This is a genomic window from Streptococcus pseudoporcinus LQ 940-04 (assembly GCF_000188035.1).
GTDB lineage: Bacteria > Bacillota > Bacilli > Lactobacillales > Streptococcaceae > Streptococcus > Streptococcus pseudoporcinus.
This window is the reverse complement of the sequence record NZ_AEUY02000005.1, coordinates 1,525,670-1,550,541: the sequence shown is the minus strand read 5'-3', so window position 1 is coordinate 1,550,541 and position 24,872 is coordinate 1,525,670. Positions and strand designations below refer to the sequence as shown.

Sequence of the window (24,872 nt, the reverse complement as noted above, 5' to 3'; positions counted from 1 at the left end):
AACTTTCTTTTTTTGATTAATCTTTTACAAAGGAATTGATTTCAGCTTCGATATTTTTAATTTTTACCTCAGCATCAGAAAGAGTTGCCCCTACAGTAGCGATGTAAAATTTGATTTTAGGTTCTGTTCCAGAAGGTCTCACAGCAATCCAAGAGTCATCAGCTAAGGTATACTTAAGCACATTACTTGGTGGTGTTGTCAGCTTTTCAATACCGTCTTTAGTTGTTGACGTTTGTTCTTGAAAATCTTCTGTTTGGATAATATTAGTAGTATTAAATTGGCTTGGGGCATTATTTCGGAACTTATCCATAATCTTCTTAATTTCTGCGGCACCATCAACACCTGATAAGGTAACAGAAATTGTTTTTTCAGCAAAATAGCCATATTCTTTGTAAATCTCATCAATACCATCAGCTAACGTTAGGCCTCTAGAGCGGTAGTAGGCAGCAATTTCAGCAACAATTAAAACGGCTTGGATAGCATCTTTATCACGAACAAATGGTCTGATAAGATAACCAAAGCTTTCTTCAAAGCCGAACATGTAAGTGTAATTATGTTTTTCTTCAAATTCTTGGATTTTTTCTGCAATAAATTTAAAGCCAGTAAGGACACTAAACATGGTTGCCCCATAACTTTCTGCAATCTTTGTTACTAATTCAGTTGAAACAATAGATTTTGCAAGTGCAGAATTTTTAGGTAAGGTTCCTGCCTGTTTATGAGCTTCAAGGATATATTTTGCAATGATTGCACCAATTTGATTACCTGATAAGTTTTGATAGGAACCATCAGCTTGGCAAATTTCAACGCCTAGTCGATCGGCATCTGGATCGGTAGCAACAAGAACGTCAGCATTGACCTGACGACCAAGTTCCTCAGCAAGGGCGAAAGCTTCCTGACTCTCAGGGTTGGGTGATGCAACTGTTGAAAAATCAGGATCTGGTTTAGCTTGTGCTTCAACAACTTCAACGGACTCAAATCCAGCCTGTTCTAAGGCGCGACGAGTTAACATTTCTCCAGTCCCATGTAACGGTGTATAAACAATTTTCATATCCTTACCAAATTCTTTGATAAGTTCATGGTTAATGTTAACTTTTTTAACTTCTTTAAGATACTCAGTGTCAACTGCTTCACCAATAACCTCAATTAATCCATTTGCTTTTGAATCCTCTAAGTCAGCTAAGGTGATAGAGAAAGGGTTTTCAATGGAGCGAATAAATGCTGTTAAGGCATCGGCATCAGCAGGAGGCATTTGCCCTCCATCAGCACCGTACACTTTATATCCGTTAAAAGGGGCAGGATTATGGCTAGCTGTTATCATGATTCCAGCGAAAGCATTTAGGTGACGAACAGCAAATGAAAGCTCAGGTGTTGGTCTAAGACTCTCAAAAACATAGGATTTGATTCCGTGTGCTGCTAAAACCTGAGCAGACTCAAAGGCGAACTCAGATGAAAAATGTCGAGAATCATAAGCAATAGCGACACCACGATTTTTGACCTCTTGTCCTTTTGATTCTAATAATTTTGCTAAACCTTCAGTGGCCTGGCGAACAACGATAACATTGATACGATTTGTACCCGCTCCGATAAGGCCACGCATGCCCGCAGTTCCGAATTCAAGATTTGTATAGAAGGCGTCTTCTTTTGTTTTTTCGTCCATCTGTGTTAATTCATCATGTAAATAATCTGGAAGATTAGGGACATTTAGCCATTTTTCAAAGTTTTCTGTATAGGTCATTCATTATCTCCTTATTAGTTTTTAAACGCTTACAGTATACCATTTTCGTGGCGAAAAATCACTTTTTTTTGTGGAAATTTGCAAATTTCTTTCAATTGAAATCTTTCAGAAAAAACCTTGCTTATCTCATTAAGCGAGGTTTTTGGTCTTATTTTTTTATTTTGCTTAAGGTTGGAACGATAGCCATAACAACGATAGCAGAGATAAGCATTTCTGCAAGTGCGTTTGAGGATACAATTCCCGCTAAAAGAGCCTTTATATTACCATCAAATACTCTGCCAAAGAAGATAAATATTCCGCTAAGAACAAAGATAGTATTGGTTAGTGAGCCAATAATTCCTGACATTATTAAACCGACTTTATTGGCAAGGTATTTATAACACAAATAAGGTGTCACACCGATAAGTACACGTGGTACAATGGCAATTACCAATGAAAAAATATTACCGTGATCTACAAATGGTGAGAAGAGATAGTTTGTAGGGAGTAAGATAATAGTATTTGTGATGACACTGATAATGCCCATAAGCCCCCCAAGGATACTACCGATTCGTGGACCATATAGTACTGAAGCAACGATAACTGGGATATGAACAAGGGTTGGTTTGATGGGAAGTGGCCAAATATTGAAGACAAAAGAACTGATAAAATGTATCAGTAACATAATCGCAAAAAAGATTGAAATAGTTGCGACTTCAGAGGATTTTCGACGATTCATTAAGTAAACTCTCCATAAAATTTTTCTGTAAGGTTATGAATTTAGATCTAAAAACTGCTAACTCTTTAAAAAGTCAAGGATTACAGTGTAGATATCTTTAATATCAGCGAGTGCCCCCATTCCCGTATCTCCACAAGCTAATAAGGACGACTGGGGTAGGATTTGTTGGTACCCAGTACGCTCAAGGCGCTTGATATTTTCTTGAGTAATAGGGTTAGTATACATTTTAGTATTCATTGCAGGGGCAATTATTTTTGGGGTGGTTTGGGGAAGAGCAAGGGCAACACTCGTGACAATAGTATCAGCGAAGCCATAGGCTAAGTGCGCAATAGTATTAGCAGAAGCTGGCGCGACTAGAAATAGATCTGTCTTTTTGGCCAATTCAATATGGTTGACAATAGTCACATCATCTTCTTGCATAGTATCAAGATGAACAGAGTTCTTAGATAGTACTTGTAGGGTTAGTGGAGTTATAAATGCTTGCGCTGCCTCAGTCATAAGTACTGTCACATTCAAACCTGCTTTAGTTAGCATACTTGTTAAATCAGCAGCTTTATAAGCTGAGATACTACCTGTAACGGCTAATGTAATATTTTTAGTCATTGTCAATAATCTTTCTACAAATTAGTTTAGCAATTTCTGCTTTTGTTTTTAACTCAATGCAATCATCAGAACTAACTAAGTAAGCGTGGTGTTGCTGTTCATTTATTTGGCTTAAATCGTTTGCCAAAATGTAAGCAGCTTCATTTTTTAGTAAACTTTCTTTCGCTACTGAGAGCAACTGTTCTTTTTCAACATTAACCAGAAGCTTAAAGCCGATTAATGTTATTGCAGGATTCCACTTTTTAACCAAAGAAATTAATTTGGGTGTTTTTTTAAGAAAGAGAACTTGGTAATCCGATTGCGACGAAATTTTGCTTTCTGTATTTGTTTTAGTTAGTAGTGAATCTAAATCAGAAACTTCTTTGACACTGTCAAGATCTGTCATATAGACAGGCGTGTAGTCTGAAACTGCCATGCTATGAATCAAAACATCATGAGATTTTACTAAGGGTTCTAAGGTTTCTGCTAGGCTAGCAACAGTTGTAACCTGATAAATGGCTAAGTGCTCATGTTGTTGAGGTTTCAGGGCAGCAGCTGTAGTAACTAAAGTAACGTCAAACCCTTTTTCTAAAAAAGTTTCGGCAATCATTTTACCCAGTCTACCTGTAGAATGGTTGGTAATACTTCGGACAGAATCAATTTTTTCAGTTGTTCCACCGGATGTAATTAAAATTTTCATAAGTTTATTTTAACATATTTTAGAGAGCTAAGTAACGGTTTATATTCTTATCGGTTTTAATAGCATAATGCTTCTAATTAAGCTAAAATAGATGGAGATAAAAAACAATCACTTAAAGTGAGGAAAACATGACGAGCTTAAATCTTTTTCATCAATTGCCATTAACTGTGTTGGATGATAGCAGGAAGTCCCCTACTGTTGAGTCAGCTTTATCAAGCTCACAAAGCATACTAGAGCTAGTTAATAATGATCCCAATCATGTATTTCTGCATTTTTGGCCTCTGGAAAATACGGTTATTCTAGGCATGATAGATCGGCAGCTCCCTTCTTTTGAAAATGCTAAAAAATACTTAGAGGACCAAGGTTATCAGGTCGCTATTCGGAATATCGGCGGCTTAGCAGTTGTTTCAGATAGTGGTGTTCTTAATTTTTCTCTTTGTCTACCAATTGGTCAAAATGATGACTCAAGTTTTCGAATTGCAGATGGTTATTTAATAATGGTAGATTTGATAAAAGAAGCTCTCAAGTCAAGTGGAAAAGTTATTGATGTTGAGGAAATTAGTCAATCCTATTGCCCTGGTAAGTATGATCTCAGTATTGATGGTAAAAAATTTGCTGGTATTGCCCAGCGTCGCAAGAAAAATGCTGTTCTGATTTCAATCTATCTGAGTGTCAGCGGTGATCAGGAAGAGAGATGTCGCTTATTGTCTCATTTTTACAAAGAAGGCAAATCTCAAGAATCAAGAATAGCTTTTCCTAATATTAACAGTCAGTGCATGGCCAATCTTTCTGATTTATTAGAAACTCCTCTTACCGTTGATCAACTTATTGAGATGATAAAAGTGGCCTTAAGTCAAAATTGCTTTCAAATTAAGCAGTTATAAATAAAGAGCCCTCCAATATTGGAGTCATTATCACTTGTGTTATAATAAATGTATCTAATGACATGTATAAAAAGGAGTCCTATGAAATCAGACATTGAAATTGCCCAAAGTGTTACCCTTAAACCAATTACAGAAGTTGTTGAAAAGGTTGGTATTGATTTTGACGATATTGAACTTTATGGAAAATATAAGGCTAAATTGTCATTTGATAAAATCAATGCCATCAGAGAAAATAAAATCGGGAAATTAATTTTAGTAACAGCAATTAACCCAACACCCGCAGGTGAAGGAAAGTCTACAATGAGTATTGGACTTGCGGATGCCTTAAATAAAATTGGTAAGAAAACTATGCTTGCTTTAAGAGAGCCATCTTTAGGACCCGTCATGGGAATTAAAGGAGGAGCCGCCGGAGGTGGCTACGCTCAAGTCTTACCAATGGAGGATATTAATCTTCACTTTACAGGTGATATGCATGCCATTACCACAGCGAACAATGCACTGTCAGCCTTAATTGATAATCATCTGCAACAGGGGAATGAGCTTGGTATTGACCAACGTCGTATTATTTGGAAACGAGTTGTGGATCTCAATGATCGTGCCTTACGTCAGGTTATAGTTGGCCTTGGAAGTCCAGTTAATGGTGTTCCAAGAGAAGATGGTTTTGATATTACCGTTGCATCGGAAATTATGGCTATTCTATGCTTAGCAACTGATCTTAAGGATCTAAAAGAACGCCTTGCCAATATTGTTGTGGCTTACAGTTATGACCGTCAGCCGATTTATGTGCGTGACTTAAAAGTAGAAGGCGCGCTGACCCTTATCCTTAAAGATGCTATCAAGCCTAACTTGGTACAAACAATCTATGGGACACCTGCCTTAGTTCACGGAGGACCATTTGCTAATATTGCACATGGCTGTAATTCTATTCTAGCTACTGCGACAGCGCTGCGCTTAGCTGATTATACAGTAACTGAAGCGGGTTTTGGTGCAGATTTAGGAGCCGAAAAATTCCTAGATATCAAAGTACCTAATCTGTCAAAAGCACCTGATGCGATTGTTGTTGTTGCGACTTTGCGTGCCTTAAAAATGCATGGGGGAGTTAGCAAAAGTCAACTCAGTGAGGAAAATGTCGAGGCTGTAAAAAATGGTTTTGCCAACCTGAAGCGTCACGTTGAAAATATGCGTCAATATGGAATCCCTGTCGTTGTCGCCATCAATGAGTTCCTAGCTGACACTGATGCTGAAATCGCTATTTTAAAAGACTTATGTCGGGAGATTGCTGTTCCAGTTGAACTGGCTAGTGTCTGGGCAAAGGGGGCTGAAGGTGGAGTGGCTCTAGCAGAGACAGTCGTCAAGGTTATCCAAGAAGAAAAGGCAACTTATCAAGCTTTATATACTGAGCAAGATAGCGTAGAAGAGAAAATCACTAAAATCGTCAAAAATATTTACGGCGGACAGGCGGTTAACTTGTCACCAAAAGCAGAGCTTCAACTGAGACAATTTGCGGAATTTGGGTGGGATAAACTACCTATTTGTATGGCTAAGACGCAGTATAGCTTTTCAGATGATCAAACTCTGCTAGGAGCACCTAAAGGTTTTGATATTACGATTCGTGAATTTGTGCCCAAAACTGGAGCGGGATTCATTGTTGCTCTTACAGGCGAGGTTATGACCATGCCTGGTTTACCGAAAGCACCTGCGGCTCTAAAGATGGATGTTTCGGAAAATGGTACTGCAATTGGATTATTTTAAAGCCCTAAAATGTAATGTCTAGTCCGTTTTTTCTGTTTTTCTTAAGCTGATAAAGTGCCTTCCTTTACTATCAGAGCGTGCTTTACTCTATTCTAAATCAAACCTAAACTAAGAGACAAAGCAGGCAATTTTTGATAAACTATAAAAGTAGAGGTTAGCAAAAAATGGCCCCAATGGGGACGATTAGTGGTATTAAATGGTTATCATAAAAGCGAGTCGCCTATAACCTTATTCCTCTAAGAATGATTAAGAGTTTAGAAAGTTAACAGAAAAAAACTGGCCACTTGGAAAACGCCAGTCCTTAATAAGGACAAGGACATAGAAAAGTATTTCTAATGGCGACACATGTAAGGGAAGGTAAAATGTAGGCTATAATATCAGGGTTACTATTTTGCAGAGCATTGGTTGAAACCATTCTAGTAGTCCTAGTAGCATTTTAGAGGAGGACTGAATAATAAATAATAAAATCAAAGTGAAACATTTGCTACATAAAAGTAAGCGGGGGTTTTTGCGAGGTCTCTTTAGTCGCGTCACCCTGATTATCCTTTTAATTCTCTTGCAAATATTATTTTTAGTACTGTCTTATGCCTGGATGGAACAATATCGTTTTTTACTAACAATTGTTGAAATCATCTTTGCCATTTGTATTGTTCTTTACCTTGTTAATAGTGAGATGGATGCTATCTCTAGAGTAACTTGGCTGATTTTAATTATGGTTGCGCCTTTATTTGGTTCCTTACTACTTATCTATACTAAATTTGATTGGGGCTACCGCGATTTAAAGAAAAGGATCCATCATCTAGTGGAACTAAGTGAACCCTATTTAAAAGATGATGAAGCTGTTGTTGAGATACTGAAGGATAATACCTCAACAACTTATCATTTAGTGCAATATTTACAGAGAAGTCGAGCCAGTTTTCCTGTTTACAATAATAGTCAGACAAGATATTTTTCTGGCGGGGAAACTTTTTTTGAACAGTTAAAAGAAGATTTACTTAAAGCTGAAAAATATATTTTTTTAGAGTTCTTTATTATTGCCGAAGGTTTGATGTGGGGAGAAATTCTCGGAATATTAGAGAGAAAAGTAAAAGAAGGCGTGGAAGTTCGTGTTTTATATGATGGTATGATAGAGTTATCTACGTTATCTTCAGACTATTCCAAACTACTTGCAGGCCTTGGTATAAAAGCCAAAGCATTCCTTCCCTTATCCCCCTTTATTTCAACTTATTATAATTATCGTGATCACCGTAAAATTGTGGTTATTGATGGTGATATTGCCTATACAGGTGGCATTAATTTAGCTGATGAATATATTAATGAAATAGAACGTTTTGGGCACTGGAAAGATGCTGGTCTCAGAGTGGTAGGTGAAGCTGTAGATAGTTTTCTCATCTTATTTTTACAAATGTGGTCTATCACAGAGAAAGAACTTACTATTGAACCCTATTTATCAAAACATGAACAAGAACTTGCTTCTGATGGTTTTTTGATTCCTTATGGTGATTCTCCCTTAGATACGGATAAGATTGGGGAAAATGTTTATATCGATATTCTTAATCATGCTAAGGAATACGTCTATATAATGACCCCCTACTTAATTTTAGATAGTGAAATGGAGCATGCTATTCGCTTTGCATCTGAACGTGGTGTCGATATTCGCATCATTATGCCTGGAAAACCTGATAAGGCAGTTCCTTATGCTTTGGCGAAAACCTACTATAAAGCTTTAATGGACTCAGGAGTCAGTATATATGAGTATAGCCCTGGATTTGTTCACTCTAAAATTTTTGTCAGTGATGGCATAAAAGCCGTTGTTGGTTCCATAAATTTAGACTATCGTAGTTTATATCATCATTTCGAATGTGCCACTTATTTATATCGTGTATCAGCTATTGCAGATATTGTTAAAGACTTTCAAGAGACGCAAAAGGAGTCAAAGCTTGTAACCTACGATTACTTAAAGAGACGGCCATGGATTCAAAAGCTAGTGGGGCTTTTAGTTAAAACGATTGCCCCCCTCTTGTAATATGATCATTTTTTTGCTATGATAGGATCATGCGATGAGTCGATTATGGTTTTTAACCATATTTGCGCAGGGGAGGTCATTAAGGCAGGAGCCGACTTTGATAAATTGTGTGAACCTTTTTATCACATTCTTTGGGTGCCCCTGATTCCTGTCAAATTGACAGGAATCTTTTTTTATCTTGATATGATTTAAAGGTAAAAAAGAACCCTGACTATTTTATATATTTATATAAAATTTAGAAAATTCAAATATATCAAAAAATTTAAAAATGAGGTTTCCTATGGGATATACAATTGCAGTCGTTGGTGCTACTGGAGCAGTAGGTACACAAATGATAAAAATGCTTGAAGAATCCAATTTGCCAATTGATAAGCTACGTTTACTGGCATCTGCTCGTTCTGCCGGTGAGACGTTGACCTTTAAAGAGCAAGCAATCATAATCGAAGAAACAAGAGAGAGCTCTTTTGCTGATGTTGATTTGGCATTATTTTCTGCTGGTGGGTCGACATCTGCCAAGTATGTTCCATACGCAGTACAAGCCGGAGCAGTTGTTGTAGATAATACTTCCTATTTTAGACAAAATCCGCAGGTCCCTTTAGTTGTTCCAGAAGTTAATGCTGATGCTCTTGAACAACATCAGGGTGTTGTCGCTTGTCCAAATTGTTCGACAATTCAAATGATGATTGCCTTAGAACCAATTCGTCAAAAGTGGGGATTGGAGCGGATTATCGTTTCCACTTATCAAGCCGTTTCTGGAGCAGGACAGTCTGCTATTAATGAGATGAAAAAGCAATATTGCCAAGTCATTAATGAAGAACTAGATCCTAAAAATGTGACGGCTTCTATCTTACCTTCAGCTGGAGACAAAAAACATTATCCAATTGCTTTTAATGCCTTACCTCAAATTGACTTGTTTACTGATAACGATTATACCTATGAGGAGATGAAGATGACAAGGGAAACCAAGAAAATTATGTCTGATGATAACATTAAGGTTTCTGCAACATGTGTTCGTATCCCAGTCTTATCTGCTCATTCAGAGTCCGTTTATATTGAAACCGCAACAGTAGCTCCGATTGAAGAAGTCAAAGCAGCCATTCAAGCTTTTCCTGGAGCTGTTCTTGAAGATGATACGAAGGAGCAAGTCTATCCGCAGGCGGTTAATGCTGTTGGCAGTAAGGAGACTTTTATCGGTCGTGTTCGCAAGGACTTAGATATTGAAAATGGCATTCATATGTGGGTAGTTTCTGACAACCTTCTTAAGGGTGCCGCATGGAACTCCGTTCAGATTGCTGAAGCTTTGCACCAACGGGGATTGGTTAAGCCAAGTAAGCAATTACTTTTTGAATTAAAATAAAGAAGAGTTAAAACAGGAATGCGAAGAAGTCAAATGTTTAATTAAAACTTATTAAATTAGTTTTTCTAATCGCTAAAACTTGACAAAATTAGAAAAGATTAGCATAATGTAAGTAAATTGAAAAGAGATGAAAAGAGGGAAAAAGATGCAAATTATCAAGCGTGATGGTCAGGTTGCTGAATTTGATCCAGATAAGATTTATCAAGCAATCATTAAAGCTGCTCGAACAGTCTATGTTATTGATGAAACATGGCGTCAAAACCTAGCACAAGTTACCAAAAAGGTTGTTATAGACTTAGAAGAAGCAAAAGTTGAGAAACCAACTATTAATATGATTCAATCATTGGTTGAAAATCGTTTAATGGATGCAGGATTTATCAATATTGCTGAACATTATATTTCTTATCGTCTACAAAGAGATCTGGAAAGAAACGGTTATGGTGATAGTATCATTGTTCATCTCCGCTTTGAGCAAACAAAATAAAGCAGGGCTTGTTTTCAAGAATAGTTTAAAATAGATAGGCTATACTATAAGAAAAAGACTTAGTTCTAGACTGTCTAAAACTAAGTCTTTTTTGATTCTAACCTTAAATTTTCTCTTTGCTTTGTTCCCATTTCCAAGTCTGACAAAAGAGAAGTTAAGAGTTCTGGATTTACCTTTAATAAAGGAAATTTAAGGTAGGAGGAGCCTTGTAAGCGTTGAAAATCATAACTTCCCTCCTGCAAGGTTTTAATCATAGGGACCTGTGAGGGAAGGGAAAGAATAACAAATTGAGGTGTTAGTCGATAATTAACTTGTGGGTAGTTTTTTGAAAAATAGTCACTCAGTGTTAACATTTTCTCTTGAAAATAATGATATAACCTTTCAAAGTTCCGTTCGAACATGCCATTTGTCAAATAAAGTGAGAGAGCCCTTTGCATGATAATATTGGTGTCTAAATCAATCATTGATTTATGGTTAAGAAATGGCTTACGTAGCCTTTCAGGTAAGACTAAAGCAGCAATTCGCAAAGATGGAAAGACACTCATTGAGAAAGACTTAAGGTAGATTACTTTTTGATCAGTATCAAAATAGTGAAGAGGCATTTCATTCTTGGCAGTAAAATCTCCCAAATAATCATCTTCAATAATATAGACATCATAGCGTTTGGCTAAAGTAACAATAGCCTGTTTTTCTTCTTTAGTATAAGAAAGTCCTAAAGGATTTGAAAATCGTGAGATTGTGTAGAAGAATTTAAACTTACCACTTTTAAAAAATGATTCTAACCGATCTAGGTCTAGTCCCTGGAAGGTGCGATCAATTGTTTCAAAAGGGACACCTAGACCTTTCACCATGTTTTCCATACGGCTATAGGTTGGTTTTTCTAGTAAGATTGACTTTTTATACTCTGAAGAAACTAACTGAGTCAAGATGTAGAGGGCTTGCTGAGTTCCAGAGGTGATGATAATCTCACTGGCTTTGCAATAGACAGTATGGTTTGCTAAATGTTTTTCAAGGGCTCTCAATAATTCATCTAAGCCCTCGATTTTAGAGTAGTAACTAAAGAGATAGTCTTCATCTTGAGTCATCGTCTCATTTAAGCATAATTTGAAGTTTTTGTAGGCGAGGCTATTATAATCAGCTAAATTAAAATCAAGGAGGGGGATTTCTTTCACTTTACCAATCACATAGTAACCACTTTTAGGAACAGAGTAGATGTAGCAACGATGCTTAAGCTCCAGCAAGGCTCTTTGTACGCTATCTTTACTACAGCCATATTCTGTGCTTAGCTGACGTATAGAAGGAATTTTAGCCCCTTTTTGAAGTGTTTCTTGTTCAATTGCCCTTACAAGATCATCGATAATTTTTTGGTAAATACTCGTCATCATTATGATTCCTATGTCGCTTTATATTTTTCTTTCTATTGTAACGTATCTGGCCTTTTACAACAATGGCATAGATTGACAAATATCCCGATTTTTGCCATAATGGCAGTAAGTTGATGCCGTGTTAACGGCTTTTTTAGTGAAGTAAAGGATGAATAGATGAGTATATTAGAAGTAAAAAATTTAAGTCACGGATTTGGAGATAGGGCGATTTTTGAAAATGTCTCCTTTAGGCTGTTGAAAGGAGAGCACATCGGCTTAGTTGGAGCAAATGGTGAAGGAAAATCAACCTTTATGAGTATCGTTACTGGACATTTACAACCTGATGAAGGGAAGATTGAATGGTCTAAGTATGTTACAGCTGGTTACTTAGACCAACATACTGTCTTAGAAGAAGGACAAACTGTTCGTGAAGTTTTAAGGACTGCTTTTGATGATTTGTTTAAAACTGAAGACCGTATTAATGCTATCTATTTATCAATGGCAGAAGAAGGAGCTGATGTCGATGGTCTCATGGAAGAAGTCGGTGAATTGCAAGATCGCCTAGAATCACGAGATTTTTATACCTTAGACGCAAAGATTGATGAAGTAGCAAGAGCTCTAGGTGTTATGGCCTTTGGCATGGAGTCTGATGTGACAGAATTATCTGGTGGCCAGAGAACAAAAATTCTACTTGCAAAGCTATTGTTGGAAAAGCCAGATATTCTTCTCTTAGACGAGCCAACAAACTATCTTGATGCGGAGCATATTGAGTGGCTTAAACGTTACCTTCAAAATTATGAAAATGCTTTTGTTCTCATTTCACACGATATTCCATTTCTTAATGACGTTATTAATATTGTCTACCATGTTGAAAATCAGGATTTAGTAAGGTATTCAGGCAACTATTATCAGTTTAAAGAGGTTCATGAAATGAAGAAAGCTCAATTAGAGGCTGCCTATGAACGTCAACAAAAAGAAATTGCTGATTTGCAAGATTTTGTTAATCGTAACAAGGCGCGTGTTGCTACGCGGAATATGGCTATGTCCCGACAGAAGAAATTAGATAAAATGGACATTATTGAGTTACAGGCAGAGAAGCCTAAACCAAGCTTTTCATTTAAGGAATCTCGCACCCCTAGTCGCTATATTTTTCAGGCAAAGGAATTAGTAATTGGATATGATCGTCCTTTAACAAAAAATCCTTTAAATCTTAATTTTGAGCGAAATCAAAAAATTGCTATTACAGGTGCTAATGGTATTGGGAAATCAACTTTATTAAAGAGTTTACTCGGTATTATCAAGCCATTGGCAGGACAAGTTGAGCAGGGAGATTTCATTGAATTAGGTTACTTTGAACAAGAAGTTTCAGGAGGAAATCGTCAAACACCGTTAGAAGCAGTTTGGGATGCTTTCCCAGCTTTAAATCAAGCCGAAGTAAGAGCAGCTCTTGCACGTTGCGGCTTAACTTCAAAACATATTGAAAGTCAGATTCAGGTCCTATCTGGGGGAGAACAGGCTAAAGTGCGCTTTTGTCTTCTTATGAATCGGGAAAATAATGTTTTGGTATTGGATGAACCAACTAACCATTTAGATGTTGATGCTAAAGAGGAACTAAAAAGAGCCTTACAAGCTTACAAAGGGTCTATCTTAATGGTATGTCATGAACCTGATTTTTATGAAGGTTGGGTAACAGATGTCTGGGATTTCAATCAATTAACCTCATTTGATTCTAACCTATAGAGATAGGGAAGTTGGCCATTTGTGTCAACTTTTTTTCTATATAGCAGCAAAATTCTTGACGAGTATTCAAAATAAAAGTATAATGACAATATAAATAATTAATTGAGTAGTCTCTTTAAAATAAGGTTATAACAATAGCTTTGTTAAGGAAATTACAAAGAAGTTGTTTCACCTATTAACAAAAGTAACTACAATAAATTAATTATCATGGTCACTTTAGAGAGGAACTGACACTCGGTAAAATACAAAGTGATGACTGTTAAAAAGTAACTGTGGTTTCAGATGGAAGAGGAGTCTAGTATGAATTTAAAGGGAAATAACATTAAAGCAGGAAGTGCTGTCAACACTAAACATCGTAAAGTAAAGATAGCTGAAGTTCTTCAATTATTATTATTACTTGTCCCTGTCTTCAAATTAAGTCGAAAAATTTTGAAAGATCGCAAAATGAAATAGGAGATAGATATGATGAATACAAGACAAAAAGGTATAACTATTGCATTGATTGCCGGAGCTGCAGCAGCAGCTGTTGCTTATCTTAGCCTATCAGAAACGGACAAACAAGACTTACTTGAGGAAAGTAACGAGAAAATAGGTGAATTAAATGAAACCATTAAGGGCCTTAGTGAACGTTTTTTAGGAACAGTTTCTGAGAAGTTAGAGGACTCAAAATCGAAGATAGACCACTATTCAGGTTTGGCTGGTGATAAAATTGAGGATTCTCTCTCAAAGGCAAAGGGAACTATTGACCATTACTCAGATGTGGCAGGTGATAAGATTGATGAACAATTAAATCATTTTAAAGCTAAATAAATGAAGGTTTGTCATTAAAAAAACTACTTGATAAGACACAAAAGGGGCTTTTGGCCCTTTTTTTACACGCTTGGGTAGATTTTAAGAATGAGGAACACGAACGGTGACTGCTTCGTTTAAGACTGTGAGAGACACCGGCACCATGTCACTTTTATCACCATCAATACGTGTTCTAGGTAAAATCAAGGTTTTAATTCTCGATGGGGTGATGCTTAACTTCTTAGTTGAAAAGTGTGTAATCTCCTCAGCCATAGAAAAATCCCCTTTACGAAAATCATTAATATGTAATAAAAATTTCATAAAAGAAACTTTTTTCATAGTGTAGACTTGCAACAGACCATCATTAACTGTAGCTGAAGGTGAGAAAGAGGGAAAACCAGCAATGGAATTGGTCATGGTCACAAGTAAGAATTTTGTTTTAATAGCAAATTGTCCATTATCATCAACAAGGGTGAGATAATAAGAACGGTTGCGTTTTAAAATCCGATAGCTATCCTTTAAAAAAGCTAAGGGCCCGAATTTTCGTTTTTCTTCTGTAGTTACATTAGCTGCTATATCTGCTAAAAGTCCAAGAGTTAGACTACTAATCATATAATGTTCGTTGACTTTACAAAGATCCACTTTTTTATCTTGCCCATTTAAAATGGTATCAATGGCTAAATCAGGATCTAATGGAATGGACAGAGATTTTGCAAAATTATTAACAGTACCAGAGGGGATGAGTCCAATTTTAGTATGATGACCACCCTCGTGTACGCCACCTATTATTTTATTAATGGTGCCATCTCCTCCAAGTGGAATAACCAAGTCAATCCCCTTACGAGAAGCTGCTTTAGCCTTTTCAAATGCATCGGACGCTGATTCAGGGGTGACAATAGTGATATTCTGCTCAAGAAAACCATGCTGGAGGAAAGACTCTTTAATGTGTTGCGTAAGGTCTTTTTCATTTTTCTTTCCGGAAAAAGGATTGACAAACAAGTATACTGTCTCCATAACGAATTACCTTTCTTTCTAGTCATCCTTATTATAACACTAGTCCATGTATTTGTAAGCAATAAATAAGAGTCTGGGACAAAAAGAGTTCTCAGCTATAAAAACAGAGATTCACATTTAGAGTGAGTCTCTGTTTTTAATTTTTGTCATTCTCCTATTGTATTTCAGTAGATTATTGGCCATGAGGACCAATCCCATATCAATCTTAACCTGACGTTCCCTCTCAGGTTACACCGTTTGTAACCCAAACAAGCCTTTATCTGACCAAAGACAGGTTCCACATCAACTTTCCGTTGTGCGAAGATTCGCCCTCCTTCTTCAGATAAAAGCGCTTGACTCTCTTTTCTTTTCAACTCTTGGTATCTCTGGTTTACATAGAGACACTTTTGAGGGGCTAAATCAGGATAATCCGCCTGATAAACCCTGATGTCTTGTTGGAATCCAGTGGCTGTTCTGCTATGTTTGATAGATTCAAAATGATAATCCCAACCATCAGGATGTGTGTAGGTATCACTGACGTCATCGTAGAGCCAATTATCGAGATGCTTTTGGAGAGTGTTTCTGCTTTCTTTTCTGCTCCTTATCAAACATACTGTATTTAATCAGGTGCTCAACTCCAAATTTGTCTAGTGTGGTTAAGTTTTCTTCACTCCCATACCCCGCATCTGCAACAACCCTCTTAAGATTATGTGGGTAACTATCTAATAGTGGGATCAATGTTTTAGTATCGGTTGGGTTTGGAAAGATATCATAATGAAGGACAAACTGATTTTCCGTAGCGATTTGAAGATTGTAGCCTGCTTTAAGCTGCCCATTCCTCATATGGTCATCTTTCATCCGCATAAAGGTAGCGTCTGTATCTGTTTTGGAAAAACTATTGCGACCATCGAAGATAGAATGATAGGTCTCATATTTCTCAGCTCGCACTGAAAAATCATCCTTAACCTTTCGTAGGACCTTCTTGAGTTTTCGACGTTTAACTTTGCGTGTATCCTGACCTTTAACAGGTTCCTCCTCAATGTCTTGAGTTAAGTCTGCCAATTCTTCCTCGATGATTTGAGCAAATGCGGTTAACTGCTCAGCAGTTACTGGTTCTTGTTCATCCAGAACAATGGCCTCGTGAATCAGAGGGCTGACTTCTTCTTGAAAATAGCGGCGTAGGTCAGTTTGAAGCTTGGCAGAGAATTTAGCTGTTGCTTTCTTCCAGACAAAGCTATATTTATTGGCATTGGCTTCAATCTTGGTACCGTCAATATAGAGACAGTCCAGAGAGACTAGGTCCTCCATCTTGAGACGAAGGTTTAGTCAATGAATAAATCTCTAATTAAGTTTTCCATGCCTTTGGCCACACGGAAACGATTAATGGTTCGATAACTGACCACCAGCTGACCAGTCAGATACTGCATAGCTATATTTTCTATCATTAATTTCTCGATTTTGCGACCAGAGAAGACTCCTCGAGTATAAGCAAATAAGAGAGCAGATAATAAGAGTTTAGGGTGATAAGAAGGACGACCAAAGGTAGAGTAGAAGCCAGCGAAACAGTTTTCTTCCAATTCATTTACCACTTTTTCAATGGTGAAGACAATGTGGTCTTGTGGTAAGCAAGAGGTAAGTTCAAGTGGCAATGTGGTTTGATTTGTGTTATAGTGAATATGCATGGGGATAGCCTTTCTAAAGTGTTTCTGGACAATTCTATTTTATCAAGACTATCGCAACCATGCAAAAAGCAACGGCAAAAACCGTTGCTTTTTTGTTTTAGTCAAGAAGACTTTTGTCCCAGACTCATTTAATTATAGCATGTAGAAAACAATGGCAGTAAATTGCAGAGCTGATGCTAGCAGAATAAAAAGATGCCAAATCATGTGGAAATAGGGCTTTTTATTGGCATAAAATATAGCACCAATCGTGTAAGCTAAGCCTCCCAAAAGCATCAGGATAGCAAAAGACAATCTCGTATGAGTAATGATGACCGGTAAAATAAAGATAACTAACCACCCCATAAAAAGGTAGAGCAATAAACTGAATTTTTCATTAATAGTTTTAGCAAAAATTTTATAGAGAATACCAAATAGGGTTATTCCCCACTGTAGAATGATAATAAGATAACCTAGCCAACCTCCGACCAAAGAGAGTGCAATGGGTGTGTAACTGCCAGCAATAGCAATATAAATCATACTATGGTCAATAATCCGGAGAACATATTTTTGGGGTGTTCCATGAGCCATTGAGTGATAAATAGTTGATGAAAGAAACATCAAAAATAAACTAATGACAAAAATTGAGATGCCAACAGCAGCTTTAAGTTGGTAAGTGTGATAACTATAGATAGCAACAAATGGTAAAATAAAGAGCATGACTAGAGAACCAATAGCATGTGTTATGGCATTTGCAAGCTCTTCTCCAAATGACAGGGGAAGACTTTGTTTAAACGTTTGATTCAAGGCAACGACCTCCTTATTCATTTTCCATTAATGAAAATGTTAGGCAATAATACTTAACGGTTTTACATGCTGCAATGATAATGTCATCAACTCCATCAGTTTGTCCACTGTTCCAATAATTAACAAAAGCAGTATAGAGTTGCTCAGAATCTTTCTTACCTCTTAATCCTTGTAGAACCTGGCTAATATCTTGAATGGGAAAGCTATGTTTTAGAATAGCTATTGCAATGAGTCGTGCCAACTGATGCCTAGCATATTTTTTTTTAAAGGGCTTTTCAAGATAGCCGTGTTTTACATAGTTATTGACCATAGAGGCAGTTAACGGTTTTTGCTGACTTGGTTCTATAATAGTTGCTACTTGATTAACATACAGTAGAACTTGATCAAGGTACAAGTCAATCTCGGGCAAATTTTCCCAATTAGGAAGAATATTATATTTCATTTTATCAACCTTCTCATCTAGTTATGATAACTATATGTTACAATAATTAAAATAAAAATGCAATAAAAAATATCAGTTTTAAAATATGACAATAGGATAAGGAACCATTTCATGATATAATAAGCAGAAATACTATCAACCAGTCTCATATTTGAAACTAGGAAAGGAGAGCCGATAAATGGCTATTATTCAATGGTTCCCTGGACATATGTCTAAAGCACGTAGACAAGTACAAGAAAATTTAAAACACGTTGACTTTGTGACAATATTAGTTGACGCACGTTTACCTTTATCCAGCCAGAACCCAATGTTAACAAAGATTGTTGGTGATAAGCCCAAATTGATGATACTTAATAAAGCTGACCTTGCCGACCAAAGTAGGACAAAGGAGTGGCAACAATTCTATGAGTCTAAAGGAATCAAAACACTAGCTATCAATTCAAAGGAGCAATCTACTGTCAAAAAAGTGACAGATGCTGCCAAAGCACTGATGTCCGATAAAATTACTAAATTACGTCAACGGGGTATTCAAAAAGAAACCTTACGAACAATGATTATTGGCATCCCAAATGCTGGTAAGTCAACTTTAATGAACAGGTTAGCTGGTAAAAAAGTAGCTGTTGTTGGTAATAAACCAGGCGTCACTAAAGGTCAACAGTGGTTGAAATCTAATAAAGACCTTGAGATTTTAGATACTCCTGGTATTTTATGGCCCAAATTTGAAGACCAAGGAGTTGGTTTGAAACTAGCCTTAACAGGTGCTATCAAAGATCAACTCTTACCTTTAGATGACGTTACTATATTTGGCATCAATTACTTTAAAGAGTATTATCCTAAACGTCTGCTCGAAAGATTTAAAGGGATAAACCTTGAAGCAGAAGCGCCTGATATCATCGTAACAATGACACAAAAACTAGGTTTCAGAGATGATTATGATCGCTTCTATACCCTATTTATCAAAGAAGTTCGTGATGGAAAATTAGGAACCTTTACTTTAGACCAAGTGGAGGAAGCATATGACTCAGACAATCAAGGAAATTAAAGACAATCTTGAGGCTGTTACGGACCTTTCTGATCCTCTTTGGAGAAAACTCGAGCAGGATGAGCGACAAGGTGTAAAAAAAGCAATAGCCCGTCGAAAAAAAGTGATAGAAGCCAATCGTAAGGAAGAGCAGCGACTTGAAAATATGTTTCGCTATGAACGAGACATCTACCAACAAGGTTATCATTGTATTGCTGGAATTGATGAAGTTGGGCGCGGGCCATTAGCTGGTCCTGTTGTAGCTGCTTGTGTTGTTCTTCCCAAAAATTGTAAAATTAAGGGACTGAATGATTCGAAAAAAATTCCGAAATCTAAACACATTACTCTCTTTGAACAAATTAAAAAACAAGCTATGGGTATTGGGATAGGTATTGTTGATAATGAAATGATAGATACTATAAATATCTACCAAGCGACTAAACTAGCAATGCTAGAAGCCATTAACAACTTGAAAAAGGTAGAGGTTATTCCTGATTATTTGCTTATTGATGCGATGACTTTAGATATTTCAATACCGCAAATGCCACTTATTAAAGGTGATGCAAACTCCTTATCCATAGCTGCTGCCTCTATAATTGCTAAAGTAACGAGGGATCAGTTAATGATGAGTTACGATCAAACTTATCCAGGCTATGATTTTGCCCAAAATGCAGGTTATGGTACTAAAAAACACTTGCAGGGCTTAAAAAACTACGGTGTCACACCAATTCATCGAAAAAGTTTTGAACCTATTAAATCAATGTTATGATCACAATAGTCTCGGTACTATTTTAGATTGAGATATGGAGATTAATATGACTGAATTAGAAAAAATGCTTGCTGGTGACTTATACGATGCAAGTGATGTAGAGTTAAAAGAAATGCGTAATAGAGCACGGCAACTCATTGCTGATTTTAATGCTGAGATAGATGGTCAAAAAAGGAGTCATCTTTTAAAAAATTGGTTCGGTAAAACAGGTGAAACTATTTATATGGAAACTGGCTTTGTTTGTGATTATGGTTCCAATATTTTTGTAGGTGAAAATTTCTATGCCAATTTTAATACAACCATGTTGGATGTTTGTAAGATTAAAATCGGTGATAATGCCATGTTTGGACCAAACTGTCAGTTATTGACCCCTCTACATCCTCTTGATGCACAAGAACGCATCGCTGGACTAGAATATGGAGCTCCCATAACACTTGGTGATAATGTCTGGCTAGGGGGAGGAGTTACTATTTTACCTGGAGTATCACTTGGTGACAATGTTGTTGTAGGAGCAGGGAGCGTCGTCACTAAGTCTTTTGGAAATAATGTTGTCTTGGCTGGTAACCCAGCAAAAATTATTAAATGGCTAGATTAATTAAAAAACTTTTACTGTTTTAGTAAAAGTTTTTTTATTTTTTGCGAATAGTAGAAGTAGAGAGGTATAGCTATGAATAATTTTGAACTTTACAAACTTCGAAAAGCAGGTTTGAAAAACCATCACATTTTAAATGTCATTAATTATTACCAAACTTATGGTAAATCCCTATCTTTACGGAATATGGCGGTCGCTTCTGAGACATCAGATCCTATACAATTTATTGAAACTTATAAAACAATTGATAGTAAAGCTCTGCGGAAAGAATTTAATCAGTATCCTAGTATTTCCCTCCTTGATAAAAATTATCCCTCGCTTTTAAAAGAAATCTATAATCCACCGGTTTTGCTTTTTTATCAAGGAGATTTAGAACTTTTAAATTATCCAAAACTAGCGGTGGTAGGCTCCCGCAAATCTAGTCCATTAGGTTTAAAAGTAACTCAAAAAATAATAGAAGAATTAAATAATAAACTTATTATTGTCAGTGGACTTGCTAGAGGTGTCGATACTGCGGCACACTGTTGTGCGCTTAAAACGGGTGGTCGTACAATTGCTGTCATTGGCTCGGGTTTCAATCATTATTACCCTAAAGAAAACCAGAGGTTGCAAAAATTTATTGCGTCTAATCACCTTTTATTAACAGAATATGGCCCAAATGATCCTCCTTTATCTATTCATTTTCCAGAGAGGAATCGGATTATTGCTGGCCTAGTTAAAGCAGTGCTAGTTATTGAAGCTAAAAGCCGGTCTGGAAGTTTAATAACATGCCGGTACGCCCTTGAAAATGGTCGCGAAGTTTTTGCTGTTCCTGGAAATATTAGCGATAGTTTTTCCGATGGTTGTAATCAACTTATCCAAGAAGGTGCAAAGTGCATCATGAGTGGTTTGGATGTGCTTACAGAACTTTTTTAACTAATAACTTTCTTCCTATATGGAATTTTTTTATTGACAGTTATCTAAAAATGGGATATTATTCTATAAGCTTTAACCATTAAGTTATAGGAAGTGTGACACATTGGTAACAAAAACCGCATCTAAGACTAAAACAAATTCAAAAAAAAACACTCACAAGAAAAAAGCGACAACAAAGAAGAATTTGGTCATTGTAGAATCCCCTGCAAAGGCCAAAACAATTGAAAAATACTTAGGTCGCAACTACAAAGTTGTTGCATCAGTTGGTCATATTCGTGATTTAAAAAAATCATCTATGTCAATTGATTTTGATAATAATTATCAGCCTGAGTATATCAATATTAGAGGCAAGGGGCCACTTATTAATTCCTTAAAAAAGGAAGCTAAAAATGCTAAAAAAGTTTTCCTGGCAAGTGACCCTGACCGAGAAGGGGAAGCTATCTCATGGCATCTTTCTCATATTCTAGGTCTTGATATTACTGATAAGAACCGTGTGGTTTTTAACGAGATCACAAAAGATGCTGTAAAAAATGCTTTTATTGAACCAAGGGAAATTGATATGGACCTAGTTGATTCTCAACAAGCAAGGCGTGTTCTAGATCGAATCGTTGGGTATTCAATATCACCAATCCTTTGGAAAAAGGTTAAGAAAGGGCTATCAGCTGGACGTGTGCAATCAGTAGCCTTGAAATTGATTATTGATCGTGAAAATGAAATTAAATCTTTTATCCCTGAAGAGTACTGGACAATTGATGGTCTTTTTAAAAAAGGCAAACATAAATTTCAAGCTAACTTTTATAGCCTAGATGGCAAAAAGATGAAGTTACATACTAATGAGGATGTTCAATTAGTATTGTCAAGGATTACCAGTGATGATTTTGAAGTCACTAATGTTGAAAAGAAAGAAAGACGTCGTAATGCACCATTACCTTACACGACGTCCTCCCTACAACAGGATGCAGCTAACAAAATAAATTTCAGAACACGAAAAACCATGATGGTTGCTCAACAACTCTATGAGGGTATTAATTTAGGGAGCAAGGGAACTCAAGGATTGATCACCTATATGCGTACAGATTCGACGCGTATTAGCCCCGTTGCTCAAAATGATGCCGCCACTTTTATTAGTCAAAAATTTGGTAGTCATTATTCAAAACACGGAAATCGCATTAAGAATGCAAGTAGTTCACAAGATGCCCATGAGGCAATCAGACCCTCAAGTGTTTTTCATACGCCCGAATCAATTGCTAAATACCTTAATAAAGATCAGTTAAAACTTTATACTTTAATTTGGAATCGCTTTGTTGCTAGCCAGATGACTGCTGCTGTCTTTGACACTGTCAAAGTAACCCTGGAACAAAATAAGGTTGTCTTTACTTCTCATGGTAGTCAAATCAAATTTGACGGTTATATGGCGGTCTATAATGATTCTGATAAGAATAAAATGCTACCTGAGATGTCAGAAGGAGAAGTGGTTAAAAAGGAGAAAACAAGTCCCGAACAACACTTCACCCAACCACCAGCTCGTTATTCTGAAGCAACATTAATCAAAACCTTGGAAGAAAATGGAGTGGGACGCCCGTCTACTTATGCGCCTACTCTAGAAGTCATTCAAAGACGCTATTATGTTAAGTTAGCGGCCAAACGTTTTGAACCAACTGAGCTTGGTGAAATTGTTAATACCTTAATTGTTGAATTTTTCCCTGATATTGTTGATGTTACCTTTACTGCGGATATGGAATCAAAACTAGACCAGGTAGAAACAGGAGATCGTCAATGGCAAACGGTCATTGATAGCTTTTACCAACCTTTTGTTAAAGATTTGGAAAAAGCTGAAGATGAAATTGAAAAAATCCAGATTAAAGATGAACCTGCAGGTTTTGATTGTGACCTTTGTGGTCATCCTATGGTGATTAAACTCGGTCGTTTTGGAAAATTTTATGCCTGTAGTAATTTTCCAGATTGTCGCAATACCAAAGCAATCACTAAAGAAATTGGCGTGACGTGTCCAATATGTGGTAAGGGTCAAGTCATTGAAAGAAAAACAAAACGCAACCGTATTTTCTACGGATGTGATCGTTACCCAGAATGTGAATTTACTTCTTGGGATATTCCTATCGGAAGAGATTGTCCTAAATCTGGTGATTACTTAGTTGAGAAGAAAATTCGGGGTGGCGGTAAACAAGTAGTATGTAGCAACGAAGCTTGTGATTATAAAGAAGATAAAGTCAAATAGAGACTAAGCTTTACTGATTTTGAATTGAAGAAAAAGCTAATGAGCTAACTTTTATTTTTTAGTTAGTACAGATATAACTGACATCTGTCACAAGTTTTTGGTTAGGACGGAATACTTTAAATTTACGGGCAAGCACGTTGTAGTGAACGCGCTTGCTTTTTTTTTGCTTAGTTTGTGCTGGTTACAAGTCTGTACCCTTTCTTTTTGAATATTACTGTTAGATTTTAATCTAAAATATTTTTTAACAGAATCTAGACTATCATATGTCCCACTTAAAAAATGCCTCAATTACTTGGCATTTGGACTCGCAACATAAGTATAGTTATTGAATTGACTTTCTTTTTTCGCACTCCTAATAAAAGAACCTCCCTATAGGGAGGTCTTGTTCATTTTAAGTATGCCTTTAATTAGTTTTTAAGGTCGATAAGAGTTCCTCAATCATTGGACTAAAGGAGTAGTCGTGACGATAGGCAATTCCAATCGGGTAAAAATCATTTTTGTCTTGGAAAGGAATCCAAACTAAGTCATCTACTTTACTTAGACTTTCAAATTCACTAGGGAGTATGGCAACCGCATTAAGACTTTTTAGACTATGAATAATAACTTCCCAGTCATTGTGTTTAAAAACAATATTAGGTTCAAAACCTAGTGCTCGACTTCGTCTAGGAAGCATTTCACCTAGCATAAAGTGTTCATTTAAAGACGCAAATTTACAATCTTTTAAATCTGCTAATCTTAAGTGGCTATGATGAGCCAATTGGTGATCTTTAGGCAGGACAATGCTTACTTTATAGCCTTTTGTGGATGTTTGTAGTGGTTCAATCACGATATCTTTACGAAGGCTTGGAAAGGAGAGTAACCCGATATCAATTTCACCTTTTGCCAGTAAATCTTGTAATTTTCGAGATCCGTCTTGGATTAAAGACACTTCAACATTCGAATGTGTGGCCATGAAAGTAGAAATTTGTTTCATAAATTGAATAGCAAAAAGCGCTGTCAAACCCACTCGGATAACTTCTTTCTTTTCCTGATTAAGTTGTTGAATTTCCGCGACAATCTGATTGAAGTCAGCCATTAAAATTTTGCCTCGTTCATACAAAATATCACCAGCTTCTGTTAGAAGAAGTTGACGACCATTCTGTGAAAACAGGGTTGTATTCAATTCTAATTCTAGTTTTTTGATTGATTGTGATAGTGTCGGCTGTGTGACAAAAAGACTTTTAGCAGCATGAGAGTAATTTTTTGTCTCGGCAACAGCAATAAAATAAGTTAGTTGTCTGATATCCATAATGAATCCTTTTCTAAAGT

22 protein-coding genes and 1 pseudogene are annotated in these 24,872 nt (G+C 36.5%); 13 read left to right on the top strand and 10 right to left on the bottom strand.

Annotated features, from left to right (window positions below):
* Window positions 1-16: 16 nt before the first annotated feature.
* The 4 genes from STRPS_RS08975 to STRPS_RS08960 form a co-directional block, all read right to left on the bottom strand.
* Window positions 17-1,735 (bottom strand): phospho-sugar mutase, encoded by a 1,719-nt coding sequence (locus STRPS_RS08975; RefSeq protein WP_007893973.1) that lies wholly within the window; start codon window positions 1,733-1,735, stop codon window positions 17-19.
* Between the two features lie 148 nt (window positions 1,736-1,883).
* Entirely contained in the window at window positions 1,884-2,453 is a 570-nt protein-coding gene (locus STRPS_RS08970) for an ECF transporter S component (RefSeq protein ID WP_007893959.1), read from the bottom strand.
* A gap of 57 nt (window positions 2,454-2,510) precedes the next feature.
* Window positions 2,511-3,056, bottom strand: a complete 546-nt coding sequence (gene coaC, locus STRPS_RS08965) for a phosphopantothenoylcysteine decarboxylase (RefSeq protein WP_007893962.1) — start codon at window positions 3,054-3,056, stop codon at window positions 2,511-2,513.
* Complete coding sequence (locus tag STRPS_RS08960) at window positions 3,049-3,735, bottom strand: phosphopantothenate--cysteine ligase (protein WP_007893953.1); 687 nt, start codon at window positions 3,733-3,735, stop codon at window positions 3,049-3,051. The genes coaC and STRPS_RS08960 overlap by 8 nt, the downstream gene beginning before the upstream one ends.
* Window positions 3,736-3,863: 128 nt before the next feature.
* On the opposite strand from STRPS_RS08960, the gene STRPS_RS08955 reads away from it, so the two are divergent.
* The 5 genes from STRPS_RS08955 (at window position 3,864) to STRPS_RS08935 (ending at window position 10,238) form a co-directional block, all read left to right on the top strand.
* Window positions 3,864-4,619, top strand: coding sequence for a lipoate--protein ligase family protein (locus STRPS_RS08955; protein ID WP_007893975.1), 756 nt, complete (start codon window positions 3,864-3,866; stop codon window positions 4,617-4,619).
* An 81-nt stretch (window positions 4,620-4,700) separates the two neighbouring features.
* Window positions 4,701-6,371, top strand: a complete 1,671-nt coding sequence (locus STRPS_RS08950; RefSeq protein WP_007893932.1) for a formate--tetrahydrofolate ligase — start codon at window positions 4,701-4,703, stop codon at window positions 6,369-6,371.
* A gap of 451 nt (window positions 6,372-6,822) precedes the next feature.
* Entirely contained in the window at window positions 6,823-8,397 is a 1,575-nt protein-coding gene (cls, locus tag STRPS_RS08945) for a cardiolipin synthase (protein ID WP_176602245.1), read from the top strand.
* Window positions 8,398-8,677: 280 nt separating this feature from the next.
* The gene (locus STRPS_RS08940) at window positions 8,678-9,754 is read left to right on the top strand and encodes an aspartate-semialdehyde dehydrogenase (protein WP_007893967.1); all 1,077 of its coding nucleotides are present in this window, start codon (window positions 8,678-8,680) and stop codon (window positions 9,752-9,754) included.
* A gap of 145 nt (window positions 9,755-9,899) precedes the next feature.
* Complete coding sequence (locus STRPS_RS08935) at window positions 9,900-10,238, top strand: ATP cone domain-containing protein (RefSeq protein WP_003083992.1); 339 nt, start codon at window positions 9,900-9,902, stop codon at window positions 10,236-10,238.
* An 80-nt stretch (window positions 10,239-10,318) separates the two neighbouring features.
* Here STRPS_RS08935 and STRPS_RS08930 read toward each other — a convergent pair whose 3' ends face one another.
* Window positions 10,319-11,620, bottom strand: coding sequence for an aminotransferase-like domain-containing protein (locus STRPS_RS08930; RefSeq protein WP_037599029.1), 1,302 nt, complete (start codon window positions 11,618-11,620; stop codon window positions 10,319-10,321).
* A 159-nt stretch (window positions 11,621-11,779) separates the two neighbouring features.
* Here STRPS_RS08930 and STRPS_RS08925 point away from each other — a divergent pair, with 159 nt between their 5' ends.
* The 3 genes from STRPS_RS08925 (at window position 11,780) to STRPS_RS08920 (ending at window position 14,152) form a co-directional block, all read left to right on the top strand.
* A complete protein-coding gene (locus STRPS_RS08925; RefSeq protein ID WP_007896372.1) occupies window positions 11,780-13,342 on the top strand; it encodes an ABC-F family ATP-binding cassette domain-containing protein in 1,563 nt (520 codons plus the stop codon).
* Between the two features lie 300 nt (window positions 13,343-13,642).
* Window positions 13,643-13,795, top strand: a complete 153-nt coding sequence (locus STRPS_RS10705) for a hypothetical protein (protein ID WP_007893970.1) — start codon at window positions 13,643-13,645, stop codon at window positions 13,793-13,795.
* A 9-nt stretch (window positions 13,796-13,804) separates the two neighbouring features.
* Window positions 13,805-14,152 (top strand): hypothetical protein, encoded by a 348-nt coding sequence (locus tag STRPS_RS08920; RefSeq protein ID WP_007893950.1) that lies wholly within the window; start codon window positions 13,805-13,807, stop codon window positions 14,150-14,152.
* 81 nt (window positions 14,153-14,233) lie between these two features.
* Here STRPS_RS08920 and STRPS_RS08915 read toward each other — a convergent pair whose 3' ends face one another.
* From STRPS_RS08915 to STRPS_RS08890, 4 genes and pseudogenes are all read right to left on the bottom strand, one after another.
* Window positions 14,234-15,145, bottom strand: a complete 912-nt coding sequence (locus STRPS_RS08915) for a diacylglycerol/lipid kinase family protein (protein WP_007893935.1) — start codon at window positions 15,143-15,145, stop codon at window positions 14,234-14,236.
* Window positions 15,146-15,262: 117 nt separating this feature from the next.
* Window positions 15,263-16,806, bottom strand: a pseudogene (locus STRPS_RS10980) (IS1182 family transposase).
* A gap of 132 nt (window positions 16,807-16,938) precedes the next feature.
* Complete coding sequence (trhA, locus tag STRPS_RS08895; RefSeq protein ID WP_007891140.1) at window positions 16,939-17,589, bottom strand: PAQR family membrane homeostasis protein TrhA; 651 nt, start codon at window positions 17,587-17,589, stop codon at window positions 16,939-16,941.
* A 13-nt stretch (window positions 17,590-17,602) separates the two neighbouring features.
* On the bottom strand, window positions 17,603-18,031 hold the full coding sequence (locus STRPS_RS08890; protein ID WP_007891337.1) for a DUF1836 domain-containing protein: 429 nt from the start codon (window positions 18,029-18,031) through the stop codon (window positions 17,603-17,605).
* A gap of 178 nt (window positions 18,032-18,209) precedes the next feature.
* Here STRPS_RS08890 and ylqF point away from each other — a divergent pair, with 178 nt between their 5' ends.
* From ylqF to topA, 5 genes are all read left to right on the top strand, one after another.
* Window positions 18,210-19,073, top strand: coding sequence for a ribosome biogenesis GTPase YlqF (ylqF, locus tag STRPS_RS08885; RefSeq protein ID WP_007891343.1), 864 nt, complete (start codon window positions 18,210-18,212; stop codon window positions 19,071-19,073).
* Window positions 19,048-19,821 carry a ribonuclease HII gene (locus STRPS_RS08880; protein WP_007891277.1) on the top strand — a complete coding sequence of 258 codons (774 nt, stop codon included), beginning with the start codon at window positions 19,048-19,050 and terminating at the stop codon, window positions 19,819-19,821. Before ylqF ends, STRPS_RS08880 begins: the two co-directional genes overlap by 26 nt.
* A gap of 46 nt (window positions 19,822-19,867) precedes the next feature.
* Window positions 19,868-20,416: a sugar O-acetyltransferase gene (locus STRPS_RS08875; protein WP_007891429.1), complete on the top strand. Its 549-nt coding sequence runs from the start codon at window positions 19,868-19,870 to the stop codon at window positions 20,414-20,416.
* Window positions 20,417-20,488: 72 nt separating this feature from the next.
* The gene (gene dprA / locus STRPS_RS08870; RefSeq protein WP_007891462.1) at window positions 20,489-21,328 is read left to right on the top strand and encodes a DNA-processing protein DprA; all 840 of its coding nucleotides are present in this window, start codon (window positions 20,489-20,491) and stop codon (window positions 21,326-21,328) included.
* Between the two features lie 103 nt (window positions 21,329-21,431).
* Window positions 21,432-23,564 (top strand): type I DNA topoisomerase, encoded by a 2,133-nt coding sequence (gene topA / locus STRPS_RS08865; protein WP_007891355.1) that lies wholly within the window; start codon window positions 21,432-21,434, stop codon window positions 23,562-23,564.
* Between the two features lie 403 nt (window positions 23,565-23,967).
* Here the strand turns inward: topA and STRPS_RS08860 are convergent, their stop codons facing one another.
* Window positions 23,968-24,852: a LysR family transcriptional regulator gene (locus tag STRPS_RS08860; protein WP_007891151.1), complete on the bottom strand. Its 885-nt coding sequence runs from the start codon at window positions 24,850-24,852 to the stop codon at window positions 23,968-23,970.
* Between the last annotated feature and the right edge of the window lie 20 nt (window positions 24,853-24,872).

Coding starts and splice junctions, on each gene's coding strand:
- STRPS_RS08880 (WP_007891277.1), top strand. CDS start 19,048: ATGACTCAGACAATCAAGGAAATTAAAGACAATCTTGAGGCTGTTACG.
- STRPS_RS08950 (WP_007893932.1), top strand. CDS start 4,701: ATGAAATCAGACATTGAAATTGCCCAAAGTGTTACCCTTAAACCAATT.
- coaC (WP_007893962.1), bottom strand. CDS start 3,056: ATGACTAAAAATATTACATTAGCCGTTACAGGTAGTATCTCAGCTTAT.
- STRPS_RS08935 (WP_003083992.1), top strand. CDS start 9,900: ATGCAAATTATCAAGCGTGATGGTCAGGTTGCTGAATTTGATCCAGAT.
- dprA (WP_007891462.1), top strand. CDS start 20,489: ATGAATAATTTTGAACTTTACAAACTTCGAAAAGCAGGTTTGAAAAAC.
- STRPS_RS10705 (WP_007893970.1), top strand. CDS start 13,643: ATGAATTTAAAGGGAAATAACATTAAAGCAGGAAGTGCTGTCAACACT.
- STRPS_RS08930 (WP_037599029.1), bottom strand. CDS start 11,620: ATGACGAGTATTTACCAAAAAATTATCGATGATCTTGTAAGGGCAATT.
- ylqF (WP_007891343.1), top strand. CDS start 18,210: ATGGCTATTATTCAATGGTTCCCTGGACATATGTCTAAAGCACGTAGA.
- STRPS_RS08975 (WP_007893973.1), bottom strand. CDS start 1,735: ATGACCTATACAGAAAACTTTGAAAAATGGCTAAATGTCCCTAATCTT.
- STRPS_RS08875 (WP_007891429.1), top strand. CDS start 19,868: ATGACTGAATTAGAAAAAATGCTTGCTGGTGACTTATACGATGCAAGT.
- STRPS_RS08925 (WP_007896372.1), top strand. CDS start 11,780: ATGAGTATATTAGAAGTAAAAAATTTAAGTCACGGATTTGGAGATAGG.
- STRPS_RS08955 (WP_007893975.1), top strand. CDS start 3,864: ATGACGAGCTTAAATCTTTTTCATCAATTGCCATTAACTGTGTTGGAT.
- STRPS_RS08940 (WP_007893967.1), top strand. CDS start 8,678: ATGGGATATACAATTGCAGTCGTTGGTGCTACTGGAGCAGTAGGTACA.
- STRPS_RS08890 (WP_007891337.1), bottom strand. CDS start 18,031: ATGAAATATAATATTCTTCCTAATTGGGAAAATTTGCCCGAGATTGAC.
- STRPS_RS08960 (WP_007893953.1), bottom strand. CDS start 3,735: ATGAAAATTTTAATTACATCCGGTGGAACAACTGAAAAAATTGATTCT.
- STRPS_RS08860 (WP_007891151.1), bottom strand. CDS start 24,852: ATGGATATCAGACAACTAACTTATTTTATTGCTGTTGCCGAGACAAAA.
- STRPS_RS08915 (WP_007893935.1), bottom strand. CDS start 15,145: ATGGAGACAGTATACTTGTTTGTCAATCCTTTTTCCGGAAAGAAAAAT.
- STRPS_RS08970 (WP_007893959.1), bottom strand. CDS start 2,453: ATGAATCGTCGAAAATCCTCTGAAGTCGCAACTATTTCAATCTTTTTT.
- STRPS_RS08920 (WP_007893950.1), top strand. CDS start 13,805: ATGATGAATACAAGACAAAAAGGTATAACTATTGCATTGATTGCCGGA.